Origin of the sequence: Sinorhizobium sp. CCBAU 05631 (genome assembly GCF_002288505.1) — a bacterium.
Classification (GTDB): Bacteria; Pseudomonadota; Alphaproteobacteria; order Rhizobiales; family Rhizobiaceae; genus Sinorhizobium; species Sinorhizobium fredii_C.
The window spans coordinates 56,330-74,065 of sequence record NZ_CP023064.1 but is presented as its reverse complement, the minus strand read 5'-3'; the positions used below and the strand labels follow the sequence as shown (position 1 = coordinate 74,065).

The following is a 17,736-nucleotide window of genomic DNA, read 5'->3' as shown; positions in this document are numbered from 1 at the left end:
ATCATGATGCGCTCCGTCACCTCATTCAACGATTCATGGGTCTTTTTCGAAGGCTTCAATGCCGCCGATGCCGGCAAGCTCAAGGCGGGCGAGCCCGTCAGCCTGCCGCACAACTCCGTCGAGCTGCCGTTCAACTATTTCGACGAGACCTGCTATCAGCGCGCCTTCACCTACCAGAAGATGCTTGCCTGGAGCCCGGAATTCGAAGGCCGCGAGGTTTCGATCGTCTTCGACGCGGCGATGGCCGATGCGGTCGTCTATCTGAACGGCGAGGAGATCATCGCCCACAAGGACGGCTATACGCCCTTCGAAGCGCGGCTGACCGGCAGGCTCCGCAAGGGCGACAACCTGATCACCGTCAAGATCGACGGCAGCGAGAACCCGGAAATCCCGCCCTTCGGCGGGCGGATCGATTATCTCACCTATGCCGGCATCTATCGCGACACATGGCTGAAGCTCACCGACCCGGTCGCGATCGGCAATATCAAGATCGAAACCGGCGACGTGCTCTCCGACGCGAAGTCCGTCACCATCCGCTGCGATCTCGCCAATCCGCAAGGCCTCGCCTTCGCCGGTACCGTGACGGCGCTTCTGAGGGATGCCAATGGCGAGCTTCTGGCCGAAGCCATCGGCGAGACCCGGGGCGAGAGCGTCACGCTGGAAATGACCGGACTCAAGGGCCTGTCGCTCTGGGACATCGACCATCCGGTGCTCTACCAGGCTGAAGTGCAGCTCAGGACCGATCACGGCCGCGACCTCGTCGCCTCGCATTTCGGCTTCCGCACCGCCGAGTTCACGGTCGAGGGCTTCCGGCTGAACGGCCGGCCGCTGAAGATCCGCGGCCTCAACCGCCACCAGGCCTTCCCCTATGTCGGCTATGCCATGGGGCGCACGGCGCAGGAACGCGACGCGGAACTCCTTAAGCACAAGCTTCACTGCAATCTCGTCCGCACCTCGCATTATCCGCAGTCGAAATGGTTCCTCGACCATTGCGACCGCATCGGCCTGCTCGTCTTCGAGGAAATTCCCGGCTGGCAGCATATCGGCGGCGAGGAATGGAAACAGAAGTCGATCCGGAACGTTCGCCGTATGATCGAGCGCGACTGGAACCACCCGTCGATCGTCATCTGGGGTGTCAGGATCAACGAGTCGCAGGATTCGCATGATTTTTACGTCGAGACGAACAAGCTCGCCCGCGAGCTCGACCCGACCCGGCAAACCGGCGGCGTGCGCTACATCACCGACAGCGAGTTTTTGGAAGACGTATACACGATGAACGACTTCATCCTCGGCAACGAGGAACTGCCCGGCTCGAACCGGCCGCGCACACCGCTGCGCCCGCAGCAGGAATGCACCGGGCTTTCGCGCAAGGTGCCTTATCTCATCACCGAGTTCGGCGGCCACATGTACCCGACGAAGATCTACGACCAGGAGCAGCGGCAGGCCGAGCATGTCCGCCGACATCTCGAGGTGCTGAACGCGGCGCACGGCGATCCGAGCATTTCCGGCGCGATCGGCTGGTGCATGTTCGACTACAACACCCACAAGGATTTCGGCTCCGGCGACCGGATCTGCTATCACGGCGTCATGGACATGTTCCGCGAGCCGAAATTCGCCGCTTACGTTTACGCGAGCCAGTGCGACCCTTCGGAAGAAGTGGTGATGAAGCCGGTCACCTTTTGGGCCCGCGGCGAGCGCAATATCGGAGGCGTGCTGCCCTTGATCGTGCTCACCAACTGCGACGAGATCGAACTGAAGTATGGCTCGCTTACCAAGCGCGTCGGCCCAGACCGCGAGACCTTCCCGCATTTGCCGCATGCGCCCGTGGTCATCGACCATCGCCACTTCACCAAGGACGAGCTCGGCGTCTGGGGCATGAAGTGGGAAAGCGCCGAGTTCACCGGCTTTATCGGCGGCAAGGCTGTTGCCCATCTGCAAATGGTCGCCGATCCGCTGCCGACGACGCTGGCAATCGAGGCCGACAGCAAAACGATCCGCGCCGAGGGGCGCGACAGCGTGCGCGTCATCGTCCGCGCCCTCGACCAGGTCGGCAACATCCTCCCCTTCCTCAATGACGCGATCGACATCGAGGTCAAGGGGCCGGCGCGGCTTCTCGGGCCGGGCAAAGTGATCTTCCAGGGCGGCTCGACCGGCTTCTGGCTGGAATCGACGGGAGCTGCCGGAGACATATCGGTAAGCGTGAGCTCTTCGCGCCTCGGTACCGCCAAGCTGGAGCTCGCCGCCACGCCCGAAGGAGCGCAGCGCGCATGAGTGAACTTCAACTCAGCAAGGTCCGCAAGTCCTATGGCGGCCTGGAAGTCATCAAGGGCGTCGATCTCGACATCAAGTCCGGCGAGTTCGTCGTCTTCGTCGGCCCGTCCGGCTGCGGCAAGTCGACCCTGCTCCGGATGATCGCCGGTCTCGAGGAAATCACCTCCGGCGACCTGGCGATCGACGACATGCTGATGAACGATGTCGATCCGTCTAAGCGCGGCATTGCCATGGTGTTCCAGTCCTATGCGCTCTATCCGCATATGACCGTCCGCGAGAACATGGGCTTTGCCCTGCGCTTCGCCGACGTCTCCAAGGTCGAGATCGAAAAGCGGGTGATGGAGGCGGCAAACATCCTCGAGCTCGGGCCGCTGCTCGAGCGCAAGCCGAAGCAGCTTTCCGGCGGCCAGCGCCAGCGCGTGGCGATCGGCCGGGCGATCGTCCGCCACCCGAAGATCTTCCTGTTCGACGAACCGCTGTCGAATCTCGACGCGGAGCTGCGCGTCCACATGCGCATCGAGATCGCGCGGCTGCACAAGCAGCTCGCCGCCACGATCATCTATGTGACGCATGACCAGGTCGAGGCGATGACGCTCGCCGACAAGATCGTCGTCATGCGCGCCGGCGTCGTCGAGCAGGTCGGCTCGCCGCTCGACCTCTACGACGATCCCGCCAACCTCTTCGTCGCCGGCTTCATCGGCTCGCCGAAGATGAATTTCCTGAAGGGGGTGATCGAGACTGACGATGGCGAAATCTATGCGCGGCTGCCGGATTATGCCGACACGAAAGTTCCGGTCGCTCTCACGCGCGTGGCGCCCGGAACGCCCGTGACGGTCGGCATCCGTCCCGAACACTTCAAGGAGCAGGGCTCGGCAAGCCTCGACCTGGCGATCGACATGCTGGAGCATCTCGGCGGCGAGACCTTTGCCTATGCCCGCCACGGCAATGGCGAGCTCGTGGTGATCGAAACAAAGAACGGCCGCGGCCTCAAATCCGGAGACCGCATCGCCGCCCGCTTCGATCCGGCCTGCGCCCTGGTGTTCGACGAAAATGGCAAGCGGTTGAGATAGCGGTTTTGGGGGAGCGCTACTCCTCTCCGCTCGCCGGCGCCGGCCCGGCGCCTTGCCCGACATCCGCAAATGGGTACCCGGCCGGGGGGTCGGTTACCTTAATTACCTTGCGCTACTGCTCCTCCATGCGAGTCACCAACGGGGATCAGAATGGTAGAGGCAGTTTCGGCGGGGACGACAAGCGCGATCTCGACGTCCAGCACAAGCAGCACCGTCTTGGAGCTCAAGGCCCAACTGGCGGCCAAGCAGGACGAGTTCGCGCGCGAAAACCGACGATGAGAAGTCGAAGATCAATTCCGAGCTTGCCAAGCTGAAAGCTGCGCTCGCGAAGGCCGAAGCCAAAGACGACGGCAGAGGCGGCACGGACAGCACCCCCGCGACCAATGCAGGCGAATGTGTCGGTGACGGCGGCAGATCGCGCCGCACCGGAAAGCGAGCTCACCAGCGCCGCGAGTATGTGTTGATGGGGCTCGCCCAGGGCGTGACCGCCGATGAGGGCGAGAACAGCGAGAATGGTCAGCCCTCACGGCCGGCGCTTTCGCGGAGACCGAAAACGACGACGGCAAATAGCGCAGTCAAGCTTCGATGACGAAGCTGCTCTATCGGCGCCATCAGCCGACCGCCAAGCAACGGATCTCCAAACTCTTGTGGAACTGCACTTCACTCTTCGAGTTCTTAAGCACATCGCTCGGTGCCTGCCGTCAGAAGGAGCGCGGAGAACGACATGAACCAGGAGAAATGGATCCACCTGTGCATAGACGTGCAGCGGATGTTCGCCGAGAACACCCCTTGGCACGTGGCGTGGATGCCCAAGGTGTTCGACCAGGTCGTCGAGGTTGCCGCTCGTTTTCCGGAGCGCACGATTTTCACGCGGTTCGTGCCGCCACCCGCCCCGGAGCAGATGCCCGGCATGTGGCGGGCCTATTACGAAAAATGGCCGATGATGACGACCACCCAACTGGACCCAGAACTCGTGGATCTGGTTCCGGACCTGAAGAGATTGGTCCCGCCCGGACGCATCTTCGACAAGGCCACCTATTCCCCCTGGACAAGCGGCCGGCTGCATCGCGCCCTCACTGATCAGGACATCGGGACGCTGGTCGTGACGGGAGGAGAGACGGACATCTGCGTCCTCGCCGCGACCCTCGGAGCCGTCGATCTCGGCTACAAGGTCGTTCTGCTGAAGGACGCGGTGTGCAGTACCACCGATGAAACGCACGATGCATCGCTCGAACTTCTGGGCAACCGCTTCTCGGTTCAAGTGAAGGTCGTGAACACCGAAGAATGGTTGTCGTCGGGCGGCGAAGTCTAGCTATCGGACTATGCCAAGTCGGGGCGAAACGAGGAGGCTGCACCTCCGTTCCTTCTGCAGCATCTTCCGACTAAACTGCAGTCATTGATGATAGGAGCGATCCGTGGCCAGCATGACGATACGCAATCTCGATGACGCGTTGATGCAAGGTTTAAGCTTCGCGCGGCGGCACATGGGCGGTCCATGGAGGATGAGGCTTGCGACATCCTGCGCGCTACGCTGTCGACCGTTGAAGAGCGTCCGCGGAGCCGATCTGGCGACCCGTAACCTCGGCGACTTCACCGTGACCTACCGCGCCCCCATCCTCAGCGCCCCGTCGAGGCGGATGACCTCGCCGTTCAGCATGTCGTTCTCGCAGATATGCCGCACCAGTGACGCATATTCGCCCGGCCGGCCGAGGCGCGGCGGGAAGGGCACGCTCTTGCCGAGCGAGTCCTGCACCTCCTGCGGCATGCCGGCCATCATTGGCGTTTCGAAGATCCCGGGCGCGATCGAGACGACGCGGATGCCGGAACGGGCGAGTTCCCGGGCGATCGGCAGCGTCATCGCCACGACGCCGCCCTTCGATGCCGCGTAAGCCGCCTGGCCGATCTGCCCGTCGAAAGCGGCAACCGAAGCGGTATTGACGATCACGCCGCGGCCGCCTTCGAGATCCGGCTCTTCCCTCGCGATCGCCGCGGCGGCAAGCCGGATCATGTTGAACGTGCCGATGAGATTGATGCTTATCGCGCGGGCGAAACTGTCGAGCCGGTGCGGCCCGTCGCGGCCGAGCACCTTTTCACCGGGCGCGATGCCGGCGCAGTTGATGAGCCCGTGCACATGCCCGAAGCCGTCGAGCGCCGCCTGCACCGCGGCGGCGCCGTCCGTCTCGCTCGTCACGTCGGTGCGCACGAAGCAGGCGCGGTCACCAAGTTCCGCGGCGATCGCGGCGCCTGCCTCCTCATTGACGTCGGCAATAACCACCTGAGCGCCTTCGGCAACGAACATCCGCGCCACCGCCGCCCCAAGTCCGGAGCCGCCGCCGGTGACCAGGAAAACCTTGTCGAGGATCAGCATGGCCGCGCTCCGCCCCCTCGGTTAGCCGAGTTTGTCTGCATCCTCTTATCCTCCCGTCGCTTTGGCTGGTCATTCTCCGCCGGCCGAATCCTCTGCAGGGACTATAGCCAGACGCACCAGCGCAGGCGACCCCGAATGGGAGGATGCTTTTATGCCCCCGTGCGCGCCACCAGCGGCACGTAATTCTCAAGCTCCGGCGCCGGGAAATGCAGGGTCGCGCCGATTTCGGCCGAGCGGTAGAGCCCCATCAGGATCTCGACGACTGCAAGGCCGTCCTCGAAGGTTTCAAGCGGCTGGAAGCCCTTGCGGAAACACTCGACCATGTGCCGGTTCTCGTCCGTATAGCCATAGACGCCGGCTTCATCCTCGAGCACCGGCATCAGCCCCTGTTCGGCGTTCTGCTTCTCGACAAGGTCCTCGCCCTCGGAGCCTTGGACCGCCCGCGACAGGAAGATCTTCAGCCCCGTGCCGAGCGAATTGTATTCCAGCGCATATTCGGGGCCAAGCAGCTCAAGCTGGATGCGTAATCCGGCGCCGACGTAGGCCCAGGAGGTTGTCGCCTCGATCATCAGCTCATTGCCCGCCTCGTCCTCGAGCGTCACGGTCGCCCGGGCGAAGTCCTCCGAGGGGCGGTTGCGGTAATCGACCTCGCTCCCGTATCGCTGCCGCAGCTGATCGGCATAGTTCGGTCGGGTCCATTTCAGGTTCGCGACGGTTCCGTTGACCGACTTCACTGTGAGGGAATTGCGCGGCGCGCCCGGCGCCGTCAGCAGATGGCGCGCCACCTCGACACTGTGGCACATCATGTCGGACAGCACGCCGCCGCCCTGCTTGTCGCCCTGCCAGAACCATGGCTCGTGCGGGCCCGAATGCTCTTCGGCGGCGCGCGCCAAATAGGGTCGGCCCGTTGTCGAAGCGGCGCGGCGCCAGATGATCTCCTTGCCGCGCAGCACCGGGGTGCAGAACACCTGGTTTTCGAGATAGCCGTGGTTAAGGCCGGCGTCCTCGGCGAGACGCAGCATCTCGCGGGCCTCGGCGACGGTGCGCGCCAGCGGCTTCTCGCAGGCGACCGCGAAGACGCGGCTGCGGCCCGCCTTAATCTCCGCGTGAAGCGCCCGCATCACCTCGAGCCGCGTATAGTTGGGCGAGAGGATCCAAATTGCATCGACATCCTCGGCCGAGAGGAGATGGTCGAGGCTCCCATGGGTGCGGCAGCTGCCGAGCTCCAGCGCCCTGACCTCCTCGGCGAAGCGCTCGCGGTTTTCGGCCTTGCGGCTGTAGACGCCGGTCACCTCCACATGGCGCACGCCGAGGAGCGATTGCAGATGGAAGCGGGCAATGAAGCCGGTTCCGACAAAGCCGACGCGCAGGGTCTCTTTCGGTAGTGTGGTCATTCTTCCCTCCCCAAATCGCTATGCGTGCGGCGGTGCCGTGCTGCCTCTGATATTGAGCGCCGTCGGCAGCACGATCGGTTCGCCGCCGTCGAGGCTACCGCCCGAAAGGATGCTGAGCAAAAGGCCCATCGCCGTGCGGCCGATCTCGGCACGCGGCTGTCCGACGGTCGTCAGCGGCGGATAGAAGGCCTTGCTCAGATAGAGATCGTCGAAACCGACGACCGAGACCTCGCCGGGCACGTCGCGCCCCATCCGCCTCAGTTCGTGGGCGGCGCCATAGGCCATTTCGTCATTGGCGACGAAGAGCGCCGTGGGCGGCTCCGGCAGGGCAAAAAGTGAGCGGCAGCAGTCCTGGCCGCTTTCGAGCAGAAAGTTGCCGCGCACCTCGTAGCCGTCCGGGATCGCGAGGCCGGCTTCGCGCATGGCAAGCCGGTAGCCGTCGCGGCGGTAGAGGCTCATCGGCTCGGGAACCGGCCCGCTGATATGGGCGATCCGCCGGTGCCCGAGGGAAATCAGATGCTCGACCGCCTCGCGCGCGGCCCCGACATTGTCGACCTGCACATGCGGCAGTCCCGAACCCTCGATCATTTCCAGCGCTACCACCACCGGCAGGTGGCTCCAGCTGCCCGTGCGATTTCCGCCCGGCGGCGGCAGCTTGCCGGTCATCAGGATCATGCCATCGGCATGGCCGTCGCGCAGCATGTCGAAATATTCGATCTCGCGCACCGGATCGTTCTCGGTATTGCCCATCAGCACTGCATAGCCGGCTTCGCGCGCCGTTGCCTCGACGCCTTTCAGGATGTCGAGATAGAAAGGGTTGCCGACGTCGCGCACGACAAGCAGCACCGCCATCGATTTGCGGGTCCTCAAATTGCGGGCGGTGACATTGGGGCGATAGTTGAGCTCGCGTGCCAGATCATGGATGCGCTGACGGGTCTTCGCCGTCACCAGCGCCGAGTCGGAAAGCGCGCGCGAGACGGTGGCGACCGACACTCCGGCCTTCTCGGCAATGTCCTTGATCTTCGGCCGGTCCCTCATACGCGCATCGCCCGGCCCCGGCCATAGAACATCATGAGGAGAAGAAGCGTCGCCCCGAACACCATCTGCCGGCCGGATTCGTCGATGTTCACGGTGGTGAGAATTCCCTGCAGGATGACGAGCAGGAAGGCGCCGGCCATGGTGCCGGTATAGCCGCCCTTGCCGCCGGCAAGCGAAGTGCCGCCGAAGACGACGGCGATGATCGAGGTCAGCGTGTATTGCTCGCCCACATTGGCGAAGGACGAGCCGGAATAGCCGAGCAGGGATAGCCCGGCGACGGCCGCGAACATGCCGGAAATCATGAAGAGCGCAACGCGCATCAGCCTCACTGGGACGCCGGCCATATAGGCCGCGTGCTCGTTGGAGCCGATCGCATAGATGCGATGGCCGAAGACGGTGCGGTTGAGCATGAAGGCCATTAGGATGCCGATCGCCACCCACAACCAGATGATCCCAGGCACACTGAGAAAAAGCGGCTGGGTGACGAAGCGCGACAGAGCGGGTGCGGCCTGACCGGAGGGAATGCCCATGCGGATGACGACGAGGAGACCCTGTAAAACGCCGAGCATTCCGAGGGTCATCACCAGCGGCGGGATGCGCAGCAGCGTGATGCCGAGGCCGTTCAGCAGCCCGAAGAAGGCGCCGGCCACCAGGCAGGCGGCGATCGCCGGCAGGATGCCGATATCGGCACCGTCCATTACGTTGCCGGCGATGATCGCCGACAGCGATACGACGCCGCCGACCGAGAGATCGATGCCCTCGCGCCCGCCGAGGATGACGACATTCTGGCCGGCCGCGACGATGCCGAGCAGCGAGGCGACGATCAGGAGCCGCAGGATCTGCGCCCCGCTGGCAAAGCCCGGAGACAAAAGTTCGCCGAGATAGAGGAGCAGGACGATCAGCGCGAGCGCGACGACGATCGGCCGGCGGAGGAAAGACATCACCCTGCTCATGGCCGCGACCTCCGTCCGGCAAGCACGCCGGCCATCAGGACGATGAGGATCGCCAGGCCCTGGACGAAATTCTGCCACTCCGAAGGCGTGCCCATGAAGAAGACCACCGAACTGATGAGGCCGATCGTCAGCGCGCCGAGGAGCGAGCCGACCACGGTCCCCCATCCGCCAGAAAGGGCGCTGCCACCGAGCACCACCGCGGCGACGCTGAAAAGCGTCATCTTGCCGCCGACCAACGGATCGCCGCTTGCCGTGTCGCCGGTGATGCAGAAGGCGGCAAGGGCGGAGAACAGGCCGCAGAGCAGATAGCCGCGGATCCGGATAGCCACCACCGGCAGTCCGGTCTGGTAGGCCGCCTGCTGGTCGTCGCCGACGGCGAGCAATTGCGTCGCAAGGCGCGTGCGGCTCAACACCGCAAGCAGCACGACCAGGCCCACGAGGATATAGAAGACGAAGGGCAGCCCGAGCAGCAGGCCGCCATAGGTGCGCCAGAAGATCGTCGGCGCCGGCGTGCCGGCGACCGGCAGGATGTAGAGCGCCAGGCCGGTAAAGAAGATGCTGGTCGCGAAGGTGGCGACGATCGCCTGGAGCCGCAGCGCCGCGACGACGAGCCCGTTGACAAGGCCGCAGGCAAGCCCCAGCAAGAGACCGATGGCAAGCGCCAGCAGCACCGCGCCGGCGCCTCCCCCCCAGCGCTCCATTAAAACGACGATCGCGACATTGACGAGCGACAGGATCGAGCCGGCGGAAAGATCGATGTCGCCGGCATAGACCACATAGGTCTGGGCGATCGCCAGCAGGATCAGCGCCATATAGGTGCTCAAAAGCCCGGTCAGTGAGCGGTAGCTGAGGCTGTTCGGCGAAAAGACGCCGTTCAAGGCAAGCAGCACCAGGACGATGGCGAGCGCCGGCAGGAAAGGATAGCGCTCGAGCAGTCTGCGCAGGCCGCCGGCGCGCCGATATGTCGAGCTGGTTGCGACCTCTGCCATCAGGCGGCCTCGTAAGCGGCTTGATAGAGGTTGTAGCGGGTGCGCTCCGGACCGGTGAGTTCCCGGCTGACCGAGCCGCCGTTGAAGACCAGGATGCGGTTGGCATTGCCGAGCAGCTCGGCATCCTCCGAGGAATAGAGGAGGATGCCGAGCCCCTCGGCCGCCAGTTGGCGGATCAGCGCGAAGAGATCGGCCTTGGCCGAGAGGTCGATGCCCTTGGTCGGATCGTCGAGCAGGAGCACGACCGGCCGGTCGATCAGCCAGCGGGCGATGATCACCTTCTGCTGATTGCCGCCGGAGAGCGAGTTGATCGGATGGAAGAGGCTGGCAAATTTCGTATGCATGCTTTCGAGCGCCGGCGCGACCCGCTCGCTGAGCTTCGATGGCCTGGCGATCATCAGCCGGTCGCGCAGATAATGGATGGGCGTGACGTTTTCAATGATCGGCCGGCCGCTGATGACGCCGTCGCGGCCGCGATCGCCGGAAACATAGGCGCAGCCGCGCCGGATGGCGTCGCGAGGACTTGCCGCATCGAAGCGGTCGCCGCCGATCAGGATTTCGCCCGACGAAATCGAGCCAGCGCCGAAGATCGCCCGGAGCAGCGCCGACTGGCCCTGGCCGTGCAGGCCGCCAAAGCCGAGGATTTCGCCGCGCGCCACTTCGAAGCTGATATTTCGGAAGCCGGCGCCGGAAAGATTGCGGACCGTGAGGGCCGCCCCGTCCTTGGCGTCGACGGCGGCCGGGGCCGAGGACTGCGAGGCCGGCATGTCGCCGGCGCCGCCGACCATGAGGCGGATAACCGTACCCGCATCGGTTTCATTGAGGTTGAGCGTGGTGATCGTCTCGCCGTCGCGGATGATCGTCACCCGGTCGCCGATCGCCTTGATTTCGTCCATGCGGTGCGAGATGAAGATGATGCCGCGGCCGCGCCGCTTCAGGTCGCGCAGGATTTCGAAGAAGCGCTCGACCTGGGCGCGGTCGAGCGCCGAGGTCGGCTCGTCGAAGATGACGAGCGGCGCCTCGCTGGCGAGCGCCTTCATGATCTCGACGAGCTGGCGCTGGTCGGGGCGAAGGTTGCCGACCAGCGCATCGGCGGAAAAGCCATCGCCGGAGACGCCGTCGAAGAGCGCTATGTAGCGCGCCGCCCGCTCTTTCAGCGCCGACCGATCGACGAAGAGCCCGGCCATGGCCGGCAGCGCGGCAAGGCAGATATTCTCCTCAACGCTGCGGTGGGCGGCGAGGCTGAGCTCCTGATAGAAGATGCCGATCCCCTGCGCCCGGGCCGAACGCGGGCCGGTGATCGTCACCGGCGTGTCGTCGATCAGGATCCGGCCCTCGTCCGGCCGCACACTGCCGGCGATGATCTTGCAGAGCGTGCTCTTGCCCGAGCCGTTCGAACCCATCAGCACATGGACCTCGCCGGCCAGGACTTCGAGGTCGCCGCGGCGGAGCGCCAAGGTCGCGCCGTAAGCCTTGCTCACGCCGTTCAGTTTCAATTTCGACATGGACTGCGTCCGTTCCGATCCGGTGGTCGAGCACGGGCCAACAGAGCCCGCGCCTGACGTCGAAAGGCTTACTTGAAGAGCGCTTCCGCCCCTTCGATCGTCAGCGAGCTCGTATAGGAATAGTAGCCGGGCTTGCCTTCGAGCTGCTTTGCCGCCTCCTCGACATTCTTCGAGTCGATGAACGGGATCGGCAGATAGAGGGCGTTGCCGTATTGGCCGGCCTTGGCCGGTTCCTTCAGCTCCTTGCCCTGCAGCATCAGGACCGCCACATTCAGCGCGCTCGCCATGACGCCGGGCGGGTTGACGGTGGCGCCGGAGTTTAGCTTCTCCTTGATCCAGAGGTCTATGAAGTCCTTGCGGATCTCGCCGGTCGCGGCAATCTGGTCCTTTTTGCCGGCATCCATGATCGACTTCCAAGCGCCGGCCGCCATGCCGTCCTGCACCACCACGCCGTTGATGTCCGGATAGGTGGCGAGAATGTTCTGCATCGCCTGCTGACCCTGGGCCTGGTCCCAGTTGGCGTTCACTTCGTTGACGATCTGGATATCCGGAAACTCCTTGAAGACCGACTTATAGCCGGCGACGCGCATCTCGTTGGCGGGATGCCCGGCAACGCCGTTGATTGCCACCACCTTGCCCTTGCCGTCGAGCGTCTCGGCGAGCCACTTGGCGCCGGCGGCACCCCAGGCGGTTTGGTCGATGCCGACATAGATCGCATCGGGCGAGGAGACTTCCGCGTCCGTCGCGATCACCAGGATGCCGGCCTCCTTCGCCTGCGCGAAGATCGGATCGAAGGCCGTCGGGCTGTTCGGATTGACGATGATGGCATTGACGCCTTCGGCGATGAAGTTGCGAATATGGGCGATCTGCCCGGGCACGTCGACATTGGCGCTCTGCACCGAAACCTCGACGTCGACCCCCTTGTCCTTCCATTTCGCCGCGGCTTCCTTGGCCTCGTCGATCATCTGGGTGCGCCACTCGCTGCCGACCCAGCCGTTCGAAAGACCGATCTTGAAGGTTTCCGCATTGACCGCCGATGCGGAGACAACGAGGGATGCAACCGTGCCGAGCGCAAAAGCAATGAACTTCCTCATGAGATCCTCCCAAATCGTGCGAGCGTTATGAAGCCAGAAAATGTAATCGATTTCAATGGCGAGTATAAAGTTGAATCGCGACAGCCGCCGCAGGCGTCAGTGCCCGGGCGATACGTGAATTTCCGCCGTTTCCTCAACACGACGCCGATTAGCTATCTGCGCCAGGTAGGCACGAGGGCACCCGCCGCAAAATCATCGAGCGGAGCCATCGGCGACGGTCGCCGAAATCGCACAACGCTGGGCTTCGTGCATCTCGGCCGGTTTTTCCAGGAGTACCGCGCCGCCTTCGCGTCTCGCCATTGTGCGATCTGGCCCCGCCCGGTGTGAGCGCAATGGCATTCCGCAAGGCAATGGCTTCAGGTTGAACTAAAAGCCGATCGGAGTGCCGCCCCCTCTGCCCTGCCGAGCATCTCCCCGCAAGGGGGAGATCGGGAAGCGGCGGCGCCTTTCTCGACACTCGGTGTTTTCGGAATTCGCAAGCTTTGATTGGGGCGGGGCTTCGCTTCTGTCCAATCTCCCTCCTTGTGGGGGAGATGCCCGGCAGGGCAGAGGGGGTGCCGTCGTCAGTCAATTCGATCCTGTTCCAGCGACGGGTTGCCCCGACCGCTATTTCCCCGCCAGCTCTGCCTCGGCCTGGGCGAAGAGCGCCTCGAAGCGCGGCATCGCCCGGGCAGGAACCTCGATCGCACGATAATTCTGCGGAAGCTCGACGTCTCCGACCTTGATCAGCATCACCATGCCCATGCCGTAGTGCGGCGAGCATTTGATGCCGTAGAATCCCGGCCGATCGAAGGTGACGACGATCTCCTCGTTGATCTTGCCCTTGAAGCCCGGATGGCCGTCCGGGAGCATGCCGTCGATCGTCGCGGCATTGTGGCTTTTGTTGGCGGCGATGTACTTGACGCTGTCGGCGGGCTGCAGCGCCAGGAAATCCGGTTCGAAGACCATCGAAACCTTTTCGCCGCGGTTCAGCATCTTGACCTCGCCGGTCTCGGCGCTGGCCATGGCCGGCATCGAGATCACGATCAGGGCGAAGAGCAGGCGCCTGGTAAGATTGATCATGAAATCCTCTTCAGCATCGGCTTTCCGGTAGCCGGTAACCCGGGCGCGCGGTAACGAATATGACAGCGGCCCTCGCTTTGGTGCTCGACGTCGACGTCGACACCGAAGACGGTGCGGATCCGCTCTTCGGTGAGGACCTCGTACGGGCGTCCCAAGGCGGCGATGCGGCCGCCGCTCATCAGCGCGATCCGGTCGCAGAACGTGGCGGCATGGTTGAGATCGTGCAGTGCCGCGACCGCCGTCAGCTGCTGCTGGCGCACCAGGTGCAGGAGACCGATCTGATGGCCGACGTCGAGATGGTTGGTCGGCTCGTCGAGGAGGAGGATTTGCGGCTGCTGTGCCAGCGCCCGGGCGATGTGCAGGCGCTGCCGCTCGCCGCCCGACAGCGTGTGCCACATCCGCGCGGCGAGCTGCGCCATGCCGACATGGTGGATTGCCTCGTCGACGATGGCCTCATCCAGGGCCGACCACGGCGTGAGCGGCCCGAGATGCGGCGTGCGGCCGAGTTCCACCGCCTGGCGCGCCGAGATGCGCTCGCCGGTTTCGGCCTGCTGCTCGACCAGCGCGATGCGCTTGGCGATCTGCTTCCGGCTCAGCCTGTCGACGCTCTCTCCGTCGAGCAGAACGTGACCGGACCGCGGCCGCCGCAGGCCGGCAAGCAGCGACATCAGGCTGGTCTTGCCGGAACCGTTCGGACCGACGATGCCGAGAAACTCACCGGCGGCGACGTCGAGCGAGACGCCCTCGAGGATCGAGACCCCGCCGGCCGACCATGAGACACTGCAAGCCGAAAGCGTCATCGAACCGTCCTGCGCTGGCTGAGAATGGCGGCGAAGGCGGGCGCGCCGACCAGCGCGGTGACGACGCCGATCGGCAGCACCTGCCCCGGAATGATGATGCGCGACACGATGTCGGCGGCGATCATGAACACCGCTCCCACCAAGGCAGAGACCGGCAGCAGCAATCCGTGCCGGACGCCGACGAGCATACGGGCGACATGCGGGATGACGAGGCCGACGAAGCCGATCGACCCGACCATGCTGACCATGGTCGCCGTCATCATCGCCGATACGCCGATCAGCACGGCATAGACCCGGCGCACCGGGATGCCGAGCGAGGCGGCGGATTCGGAGCCGAAGGTGAATGCGTCGAGGGCGCGGGCATGCCAGAGACAGACAATGAGGCCGACCAGGGCAACAGGCACTGCGAGCCAGACATCCGGCCAGCGGACGCCGGAGAGATTGCCGAGCAGCCAGAACATGATTGCCCGCGCCTGTTCCGCATTCGCCGCCTTGGTGACGATCAAGGAAGTGAGCGCGTTGAAGAGCTGCGAGCCGGCGACGCCGGCCAGAATGATCGCGCCATGGCCCCTGCCCGCCCGCATCGCCAGCAGGCTGACGAGCCCGAAGGCCAGCAGCGCCCCGGCGAAGGCGCCGGCCGGCAGCGTCAAAAGCCCGGCGCCGATGCCGAGAACGGCGACGCCGACCGCGCCCGTCGATGCGCCCGCGGAGATGCCGAGGATATAGGGGTCGGCCAGCGGATTGCGCAGCAGCGATTGCAGCACGACGCCGGAAAGCGCCAGCGCCGCACCGCAGCTGGCAGCAGCGATGGCGCGGCTCACCCGGTAATTCCAGATGATGCCCTCGTCGAGCGCATCGACGCCGTAGCCGGCATCCCACAGGCGGTTGGCGACCGTCTTGGCCACCACGCTCATGGGTATGGCCGTCTCGCCGATCGCCGCACCCAGCCAGAGCGCGACGAACAGCACGACGAGCGCCAGCAGGCTGGCGCTCGTCCGGGACAGGGATGGTGCGCTGCCGATCACTTGTTCAGGCCGGATTTCTCGACGGCATCGGCAAGCACCTCGATGCCCTCGATGGTCCGGATCGTCGGGTTCATCGCCTGGGCGTCCATCTCGACCACATGGCCGTCCTTCACCGCAGGCATCAGGCTCGTGACCGGATCGGACTCGAGGAACTTGTGCTTGACGGCGACGTCGTCGGCGGGGAAACGACGGCGCTCCATCCTGCCCGCGACGATCAGCGTCGGGCCGGACTTGGCGATGGTTTCCCACCCCACCGTCGGCCATTCCTCTTCGCTGTCGATGACATTCCTGATGCCGAGCGAGCGCATGATGTAACCCGGCGCGCCGTTCTTGCCGGCGACATAGGGATCGATGTCGAGCTCGGCGCTCGAGAACCAGAACACTGCGGAAAGCTTGCCGTCCGCCGAAGCGATCTTCTTCTTCGCCGCTTCCTCACGCGTCTTCAGTTCGGCAACCAGCGTCTCGCCGCGCTCCTGGACGTTGAAGATCTGCGCGAGTTCGGTGATTTCCTGATAGATCAGGTCCATCGTGAACACCGAATGGCGAACGCCGTCGCCGCCGCCGGTATTGTCCTTGCCAACGCAATCGGCCGGCGACGTATAGACCGGTATTCCGAGCTCCTCGAACTGCTCCGGCTTGGCGACGATGCCCTCCGGGCCGACATGCCACTGGAACTGAGCGGTCACGAGATCCGGCTTCTTGGCGACGACGCTTTCGAAGCTCGGATCGTTGTCGGCGAGCCGTTCGACCTTGGCATTCACCTCCTCGTAGCCCTTGATGACCGGCCCGATCCAAACGGCGGTGCCGACCATCCGATCCTGGAGGCCGAGCAGGTAAAGGATTTCGGTGCTGCTCTGGCCGATCGAGACGGCCCGTTCGGGAGCCTTCTGAAAGGTGACCTGACGGCCGCAATTGGTGAGCATCAGCGGATAGCTGGTTTCGGCGGCTTTCGCCTCCATGCCGATAGCCATAAGACCGGCGGCTGCGCACAGGATGCCGTGTTTCGATTTCGCAAACAGGATTTTCATAAGTCTATTTCCCGGATTCGATGAAACGGCCGAAAGGATGCGGCCGGTCGCGGCGCGAACGGACGGAGTCAGCCCGCCTGCCGACAGTTCGGCGGCGTCGCGGAACGGGAAAGACCAGAGGCAAGGCGCGGGTCGGCGCAAGGAGAGGTCATGCTGTGTCCTGTTCCGGGCATCCCCGCCCGTGATTGGAGTGAACGCATGACGGCAGGTCTCCTGGCTTGCGGATATCTGCCGTCCACCTGCCTTCCCGCGACAATTTCGCAGTGGCATGACGCTTCTCGCGTCACGAGGATGGGCGGCAATCCGCTTACAGTTGCGGGGGCAGCCACGGTCTTGGTCCCTGTTGGGTCGTCCGCACCGTGTTCCCTATTAATCCCCTTCGCTTCATCGTGGGGGAACCGTCGCTGGCTTCCTTAATTCGTTGATCATGACTGGTCAAGGCCAGTGCTGCCTACCAACATTTCGGCGATGCCTCCACACAGTGCGGACCCCGATGCCGAGGCCGCCGCTCCCTGGGCCGCCACAATCAGGTATAATCCCGAGCGATTTCAGGTCGGGAGGAAGGACGATGTCGATCGACGCGGAACTGCAAAAAGTCGAGGCCGGATACGCGATCGAATACCTGCAGGAGCATCCGGAAGCAGGCCTCTGCTGCGAGGAACGGCGCTGCTGGATTACGCCGAACGCTAACGAGACCGATCGGCAGGCGCTGCTTCTCGATGCGGCCGAGGCCGAGCGGCTCAAGGACGACCCTCGCCTGCGGCTCGTCTCGGGTATAGCCCATGCGGGCCGGTCTCTCTGGGTGGTTCGCAGGATGACCTGACGATCCGCAGAAGACGATCAATCGCCTTGCGCGGGCCCCTGCGCAATGCCGTTGACGATCAGGCGGATGCAGCTGCGCATGAAGCCCGGCCTGTCCGGTCAGCCCGGCCATTCCGGTCAGCCCGGCCATTCGGGTCCCTGGCCGGTCTCGAGCGCCGCGGCGCCGAAGATCAGGTCCATGAGGATGCGCGCGGTGGGCAGCGGCTCGCCGATGTCGAGCAGTCCCCTCGCCCGGCCCTCTTCCAGCCATCGCAAACTCCTGCTGGCTGCGGTTCGCCTGCCGACAACAGCCGGCCGATCCCGAAAGACGCAGGAAT

15 protein-coding genes, 2 pseudogenes and 1 riboswitch are annotated in these 17,736 nt (G+C 64.4%); of the genes and pseudogenes, 5 read left to right on the top strand and 12 right to left on the bottom strand.

The window, feature by feature from the left end; translation table 11 throughout:
- The first annotated feature begins 6 nt into the window (after positions 1–6).
- The 4 genes and pseudogenes from SS05631_RS19800 to SS05631_RS31960 form a co-directional block, all read left to right on the top strand.
- On the top strand, positions 7–2,271 hold the full coding sequence (locus SS05631_RS19800; RefSeq protein ID WP_037421603.1) for a glycoside hydrolase family 2 TIM barrel-domain containing protein: 2,265 nt from the start codon (positions 7–9) through the stop codon (positions 2,269–2,271).
- Complete coding sequence (ugpC, locus tag SS05631_RS19795) at positions 2,268–3,341, top strand: sn-glycerol-3-phosphate ABC transporter ATP-binding protein UgpC (RefSeq protein ID WP_037421543.1); 1,074 nt, start codon at positions 2,268–2,270, stop codon at positions 3,339–3,341. Before SS05631_RS19800 ends, ugpC begins: the two co-directional genes overlap by 4 nt.
- Positions 3,342–4,065: 724 nt before the next feature.
- The gene (locus SS05631_RS19790) at positions 4,066–4,653 is read left to right on the top strand and encodes an isochorismatase family cysteine hydrolase (RefSeq protein WP_037421540.1); all 588 of its coding nucleotides are present in this window, start codon (positions 4,066–4,068) and stop codon (positions 4,651–4,653) included.
- A gap of 103 nt (positions 4,654–4,756) precedes the next feature.
- Positions 4,757–4,887 (top strand): annotated as a pseudogene (locus SS05631_RS31960) (plasmid stabilization protein); the annotation flags it as partial.
- A gap of 54 nt (positions 4,888–4,941) precedes the next feature.
- Here the strand turns inward: SS05631_RS31960 and SS05631_RS19780 are convergent.
- From SS05631_RS19780 to SS05631_RS31435, 11 genes and pseudogenes are all read right to left on the bottom strand, one after another.
- A complete protein-coding gene (locus SS05631_RS19780; RefSeq protein WP_037421537.1) occupies positions 4,942–5,709 on the bottom strand; it encodes a 3-hydroxyacyl-CoA dehydrogenase in 768 nt (255 codons plus the stop codon).
- Between the two features lie 149 nt (positions 5,710–5,858).
- Positions 5,859–7,103: a Gfo/Idh/MocA family oxidoreductase gene (locus tag SS05631_RS19775; protein ID WP_037421534.1), complete on the bottom strand. Its 1,245-nt coding sequence runs from the start codon at positions 7,101–7,103 to the stop codon at positions 5,859–5,861.
- Between the two features lie 18 nt (positions 7,104–7,121).
- Positions 7,122–8,141, bottom strand: coding sequence for a LacI family DNA-binding transcriptional regulator (locus SS05631_RS19770; protein WP_037421531.1), 1,020 nt, complete (start codon positions 8,139–8,141; stop codon positions 7,122–7,124).
- Positions 8,138–9,094 carry an ABC transporter permease gene (locus SS05631_RS19765; protein ID WP_037421528.1) on the bottom strand — a complete coding sequence of 319 codons (957 nt, stop codon included), beginning with the start codon at positions 9,092–9,094 and terminating at the stop codon, positions 8,138–8,140. The genes SS05631_RS19770 and SS05631_RS19765 overlap by 4 nt, the downstream gene beginning before the upstream one ends.
- Entirely contained in the window at positions 9,091–10,083 is a 993-nt protein-coding gene (locus tag SS05631_RS19760; RefSeq protein ID WP_037421525.1) for an ABC transporter permease, read from the bottom strand. Before SS05631_RS19760 ends, SS05631_RS19765 begins: the two co-directional genes overlap by 4 nt.
- The gene (locus SS05631_RS19755) at positions 10,083–11,588 is read right to left on the bottom strand and encodes a sugar ABC transporter ATP-binding protein (protein ID WP_037421522.1); all 1,506 of its coding nucleotides are present in this window, start codon (positions 11,586–11,588) and stop codon (positions 10,083–10,085) included. Before SS05631_RS19755 ends, SS05631_RS19760 begins: the two co-directional genes overlap by 1 nt.
- 68 nt (positions 11,589–11,656) lie before the next feature.
- Positions 11,657–12,682 (bottom strand): ABC transporter substrate-binding protein, encoded by a 1,026-nt coding sequence (locus tag SS05631_RS19750; protein ID WP_037421519.1) that lies wholly within the window; start codon positions 12,680–12,682, stop codon positions 11,657–11,659.
- A gap of 606 nt (positions 12,683–13,288) precedes the next feature.
- Positions 13,289–13,744, bottom strand: coding sequence for a pseudoazurin (locus tag SS05631_RS19735; RefSeq protein ID WP_037421513.1), 456 nt, complete (start codon positions 13,742–13,744; stop codon positions 13,289–13,291).
- Positions 13,741–14,544 (bottom strand): ABC transporter ATP-binding protein, encoded by an 804-nt coding sequence (locus tag SS05631_RS19730; RefSeq protein ID WP_037421510.1) that lies wholly within the window; start codon positions 14,542–14,544, stop codon positions 13,741–13,743. Before SS05631_RS19730 ends, SS05631_RS19735 begins: the two co-directional genes overlap by 4 nt.
- Positions 14,541–15,569 carry an iron ABC transporter permease gene (locus SS05631_RS19725; RefSeq protein ID WP_050988285.1) on the bottom strand — a complete coding sequence of 343 codons (1,029 nt, stop codon included), beginning with the start codon at positions 15,567–15,569 and terminating at the stop codon, positions 14,541–14,543. The genes SS05631_RS19730 and SS05631_RS19725 overlap by 4 nt, the downstream gene beginning before the upstream one ends.
- Positions 15,566–16,516 (bottom strand): annotated as a pseudogene (locus SS05631_RS31435) (ABC transporter substrate-binding protein); the annotation flags it as partial. The gene SS05631_RS19725 and the pseudogene SS05631_RS31435, both read right to left, overlap by 4 nt.
- 266 nt (positions 16,517–16,782) lie before the next feature.
- A riboswitch (cobalamin riboswitch) is annotated at positions 16,783–17,015 on the bottom strand.
- A 150-nt stretch (positions 17,016–17,165) separates the two neighbouring features.
- Here SS05631_RS31435 and SS05631_RS19715 point away from each other — a divergent pair.
- Complete coding sequence (locus SS05631_RS19715) at positions 17,166–17,420, top strand: hypothetical protein (protein WP_037421504.1); 255 nt, start codon at positions 17,166–17,168, stop codon at positions 17,418–17,420.
- Between the two features lie 116 nt (positions 17,421–17,536).
- On the opposite strand, the gene SS05631_RS31115 is transcribed toward SS05631_RS19715, so the two are convergent.
- Positions 17,537–17,674 (bottom strand): hypothetical protein, encoded by a 138-nt coding sequence (locus SS05631_RS31115; protein WP_157213175.1) that lies wholly within the window; start codon positions 17,672–17,674, stop codon positions 17,537–17,539.
- Positions 17,675–17,736: the final 62 nt, after the last annotated feature.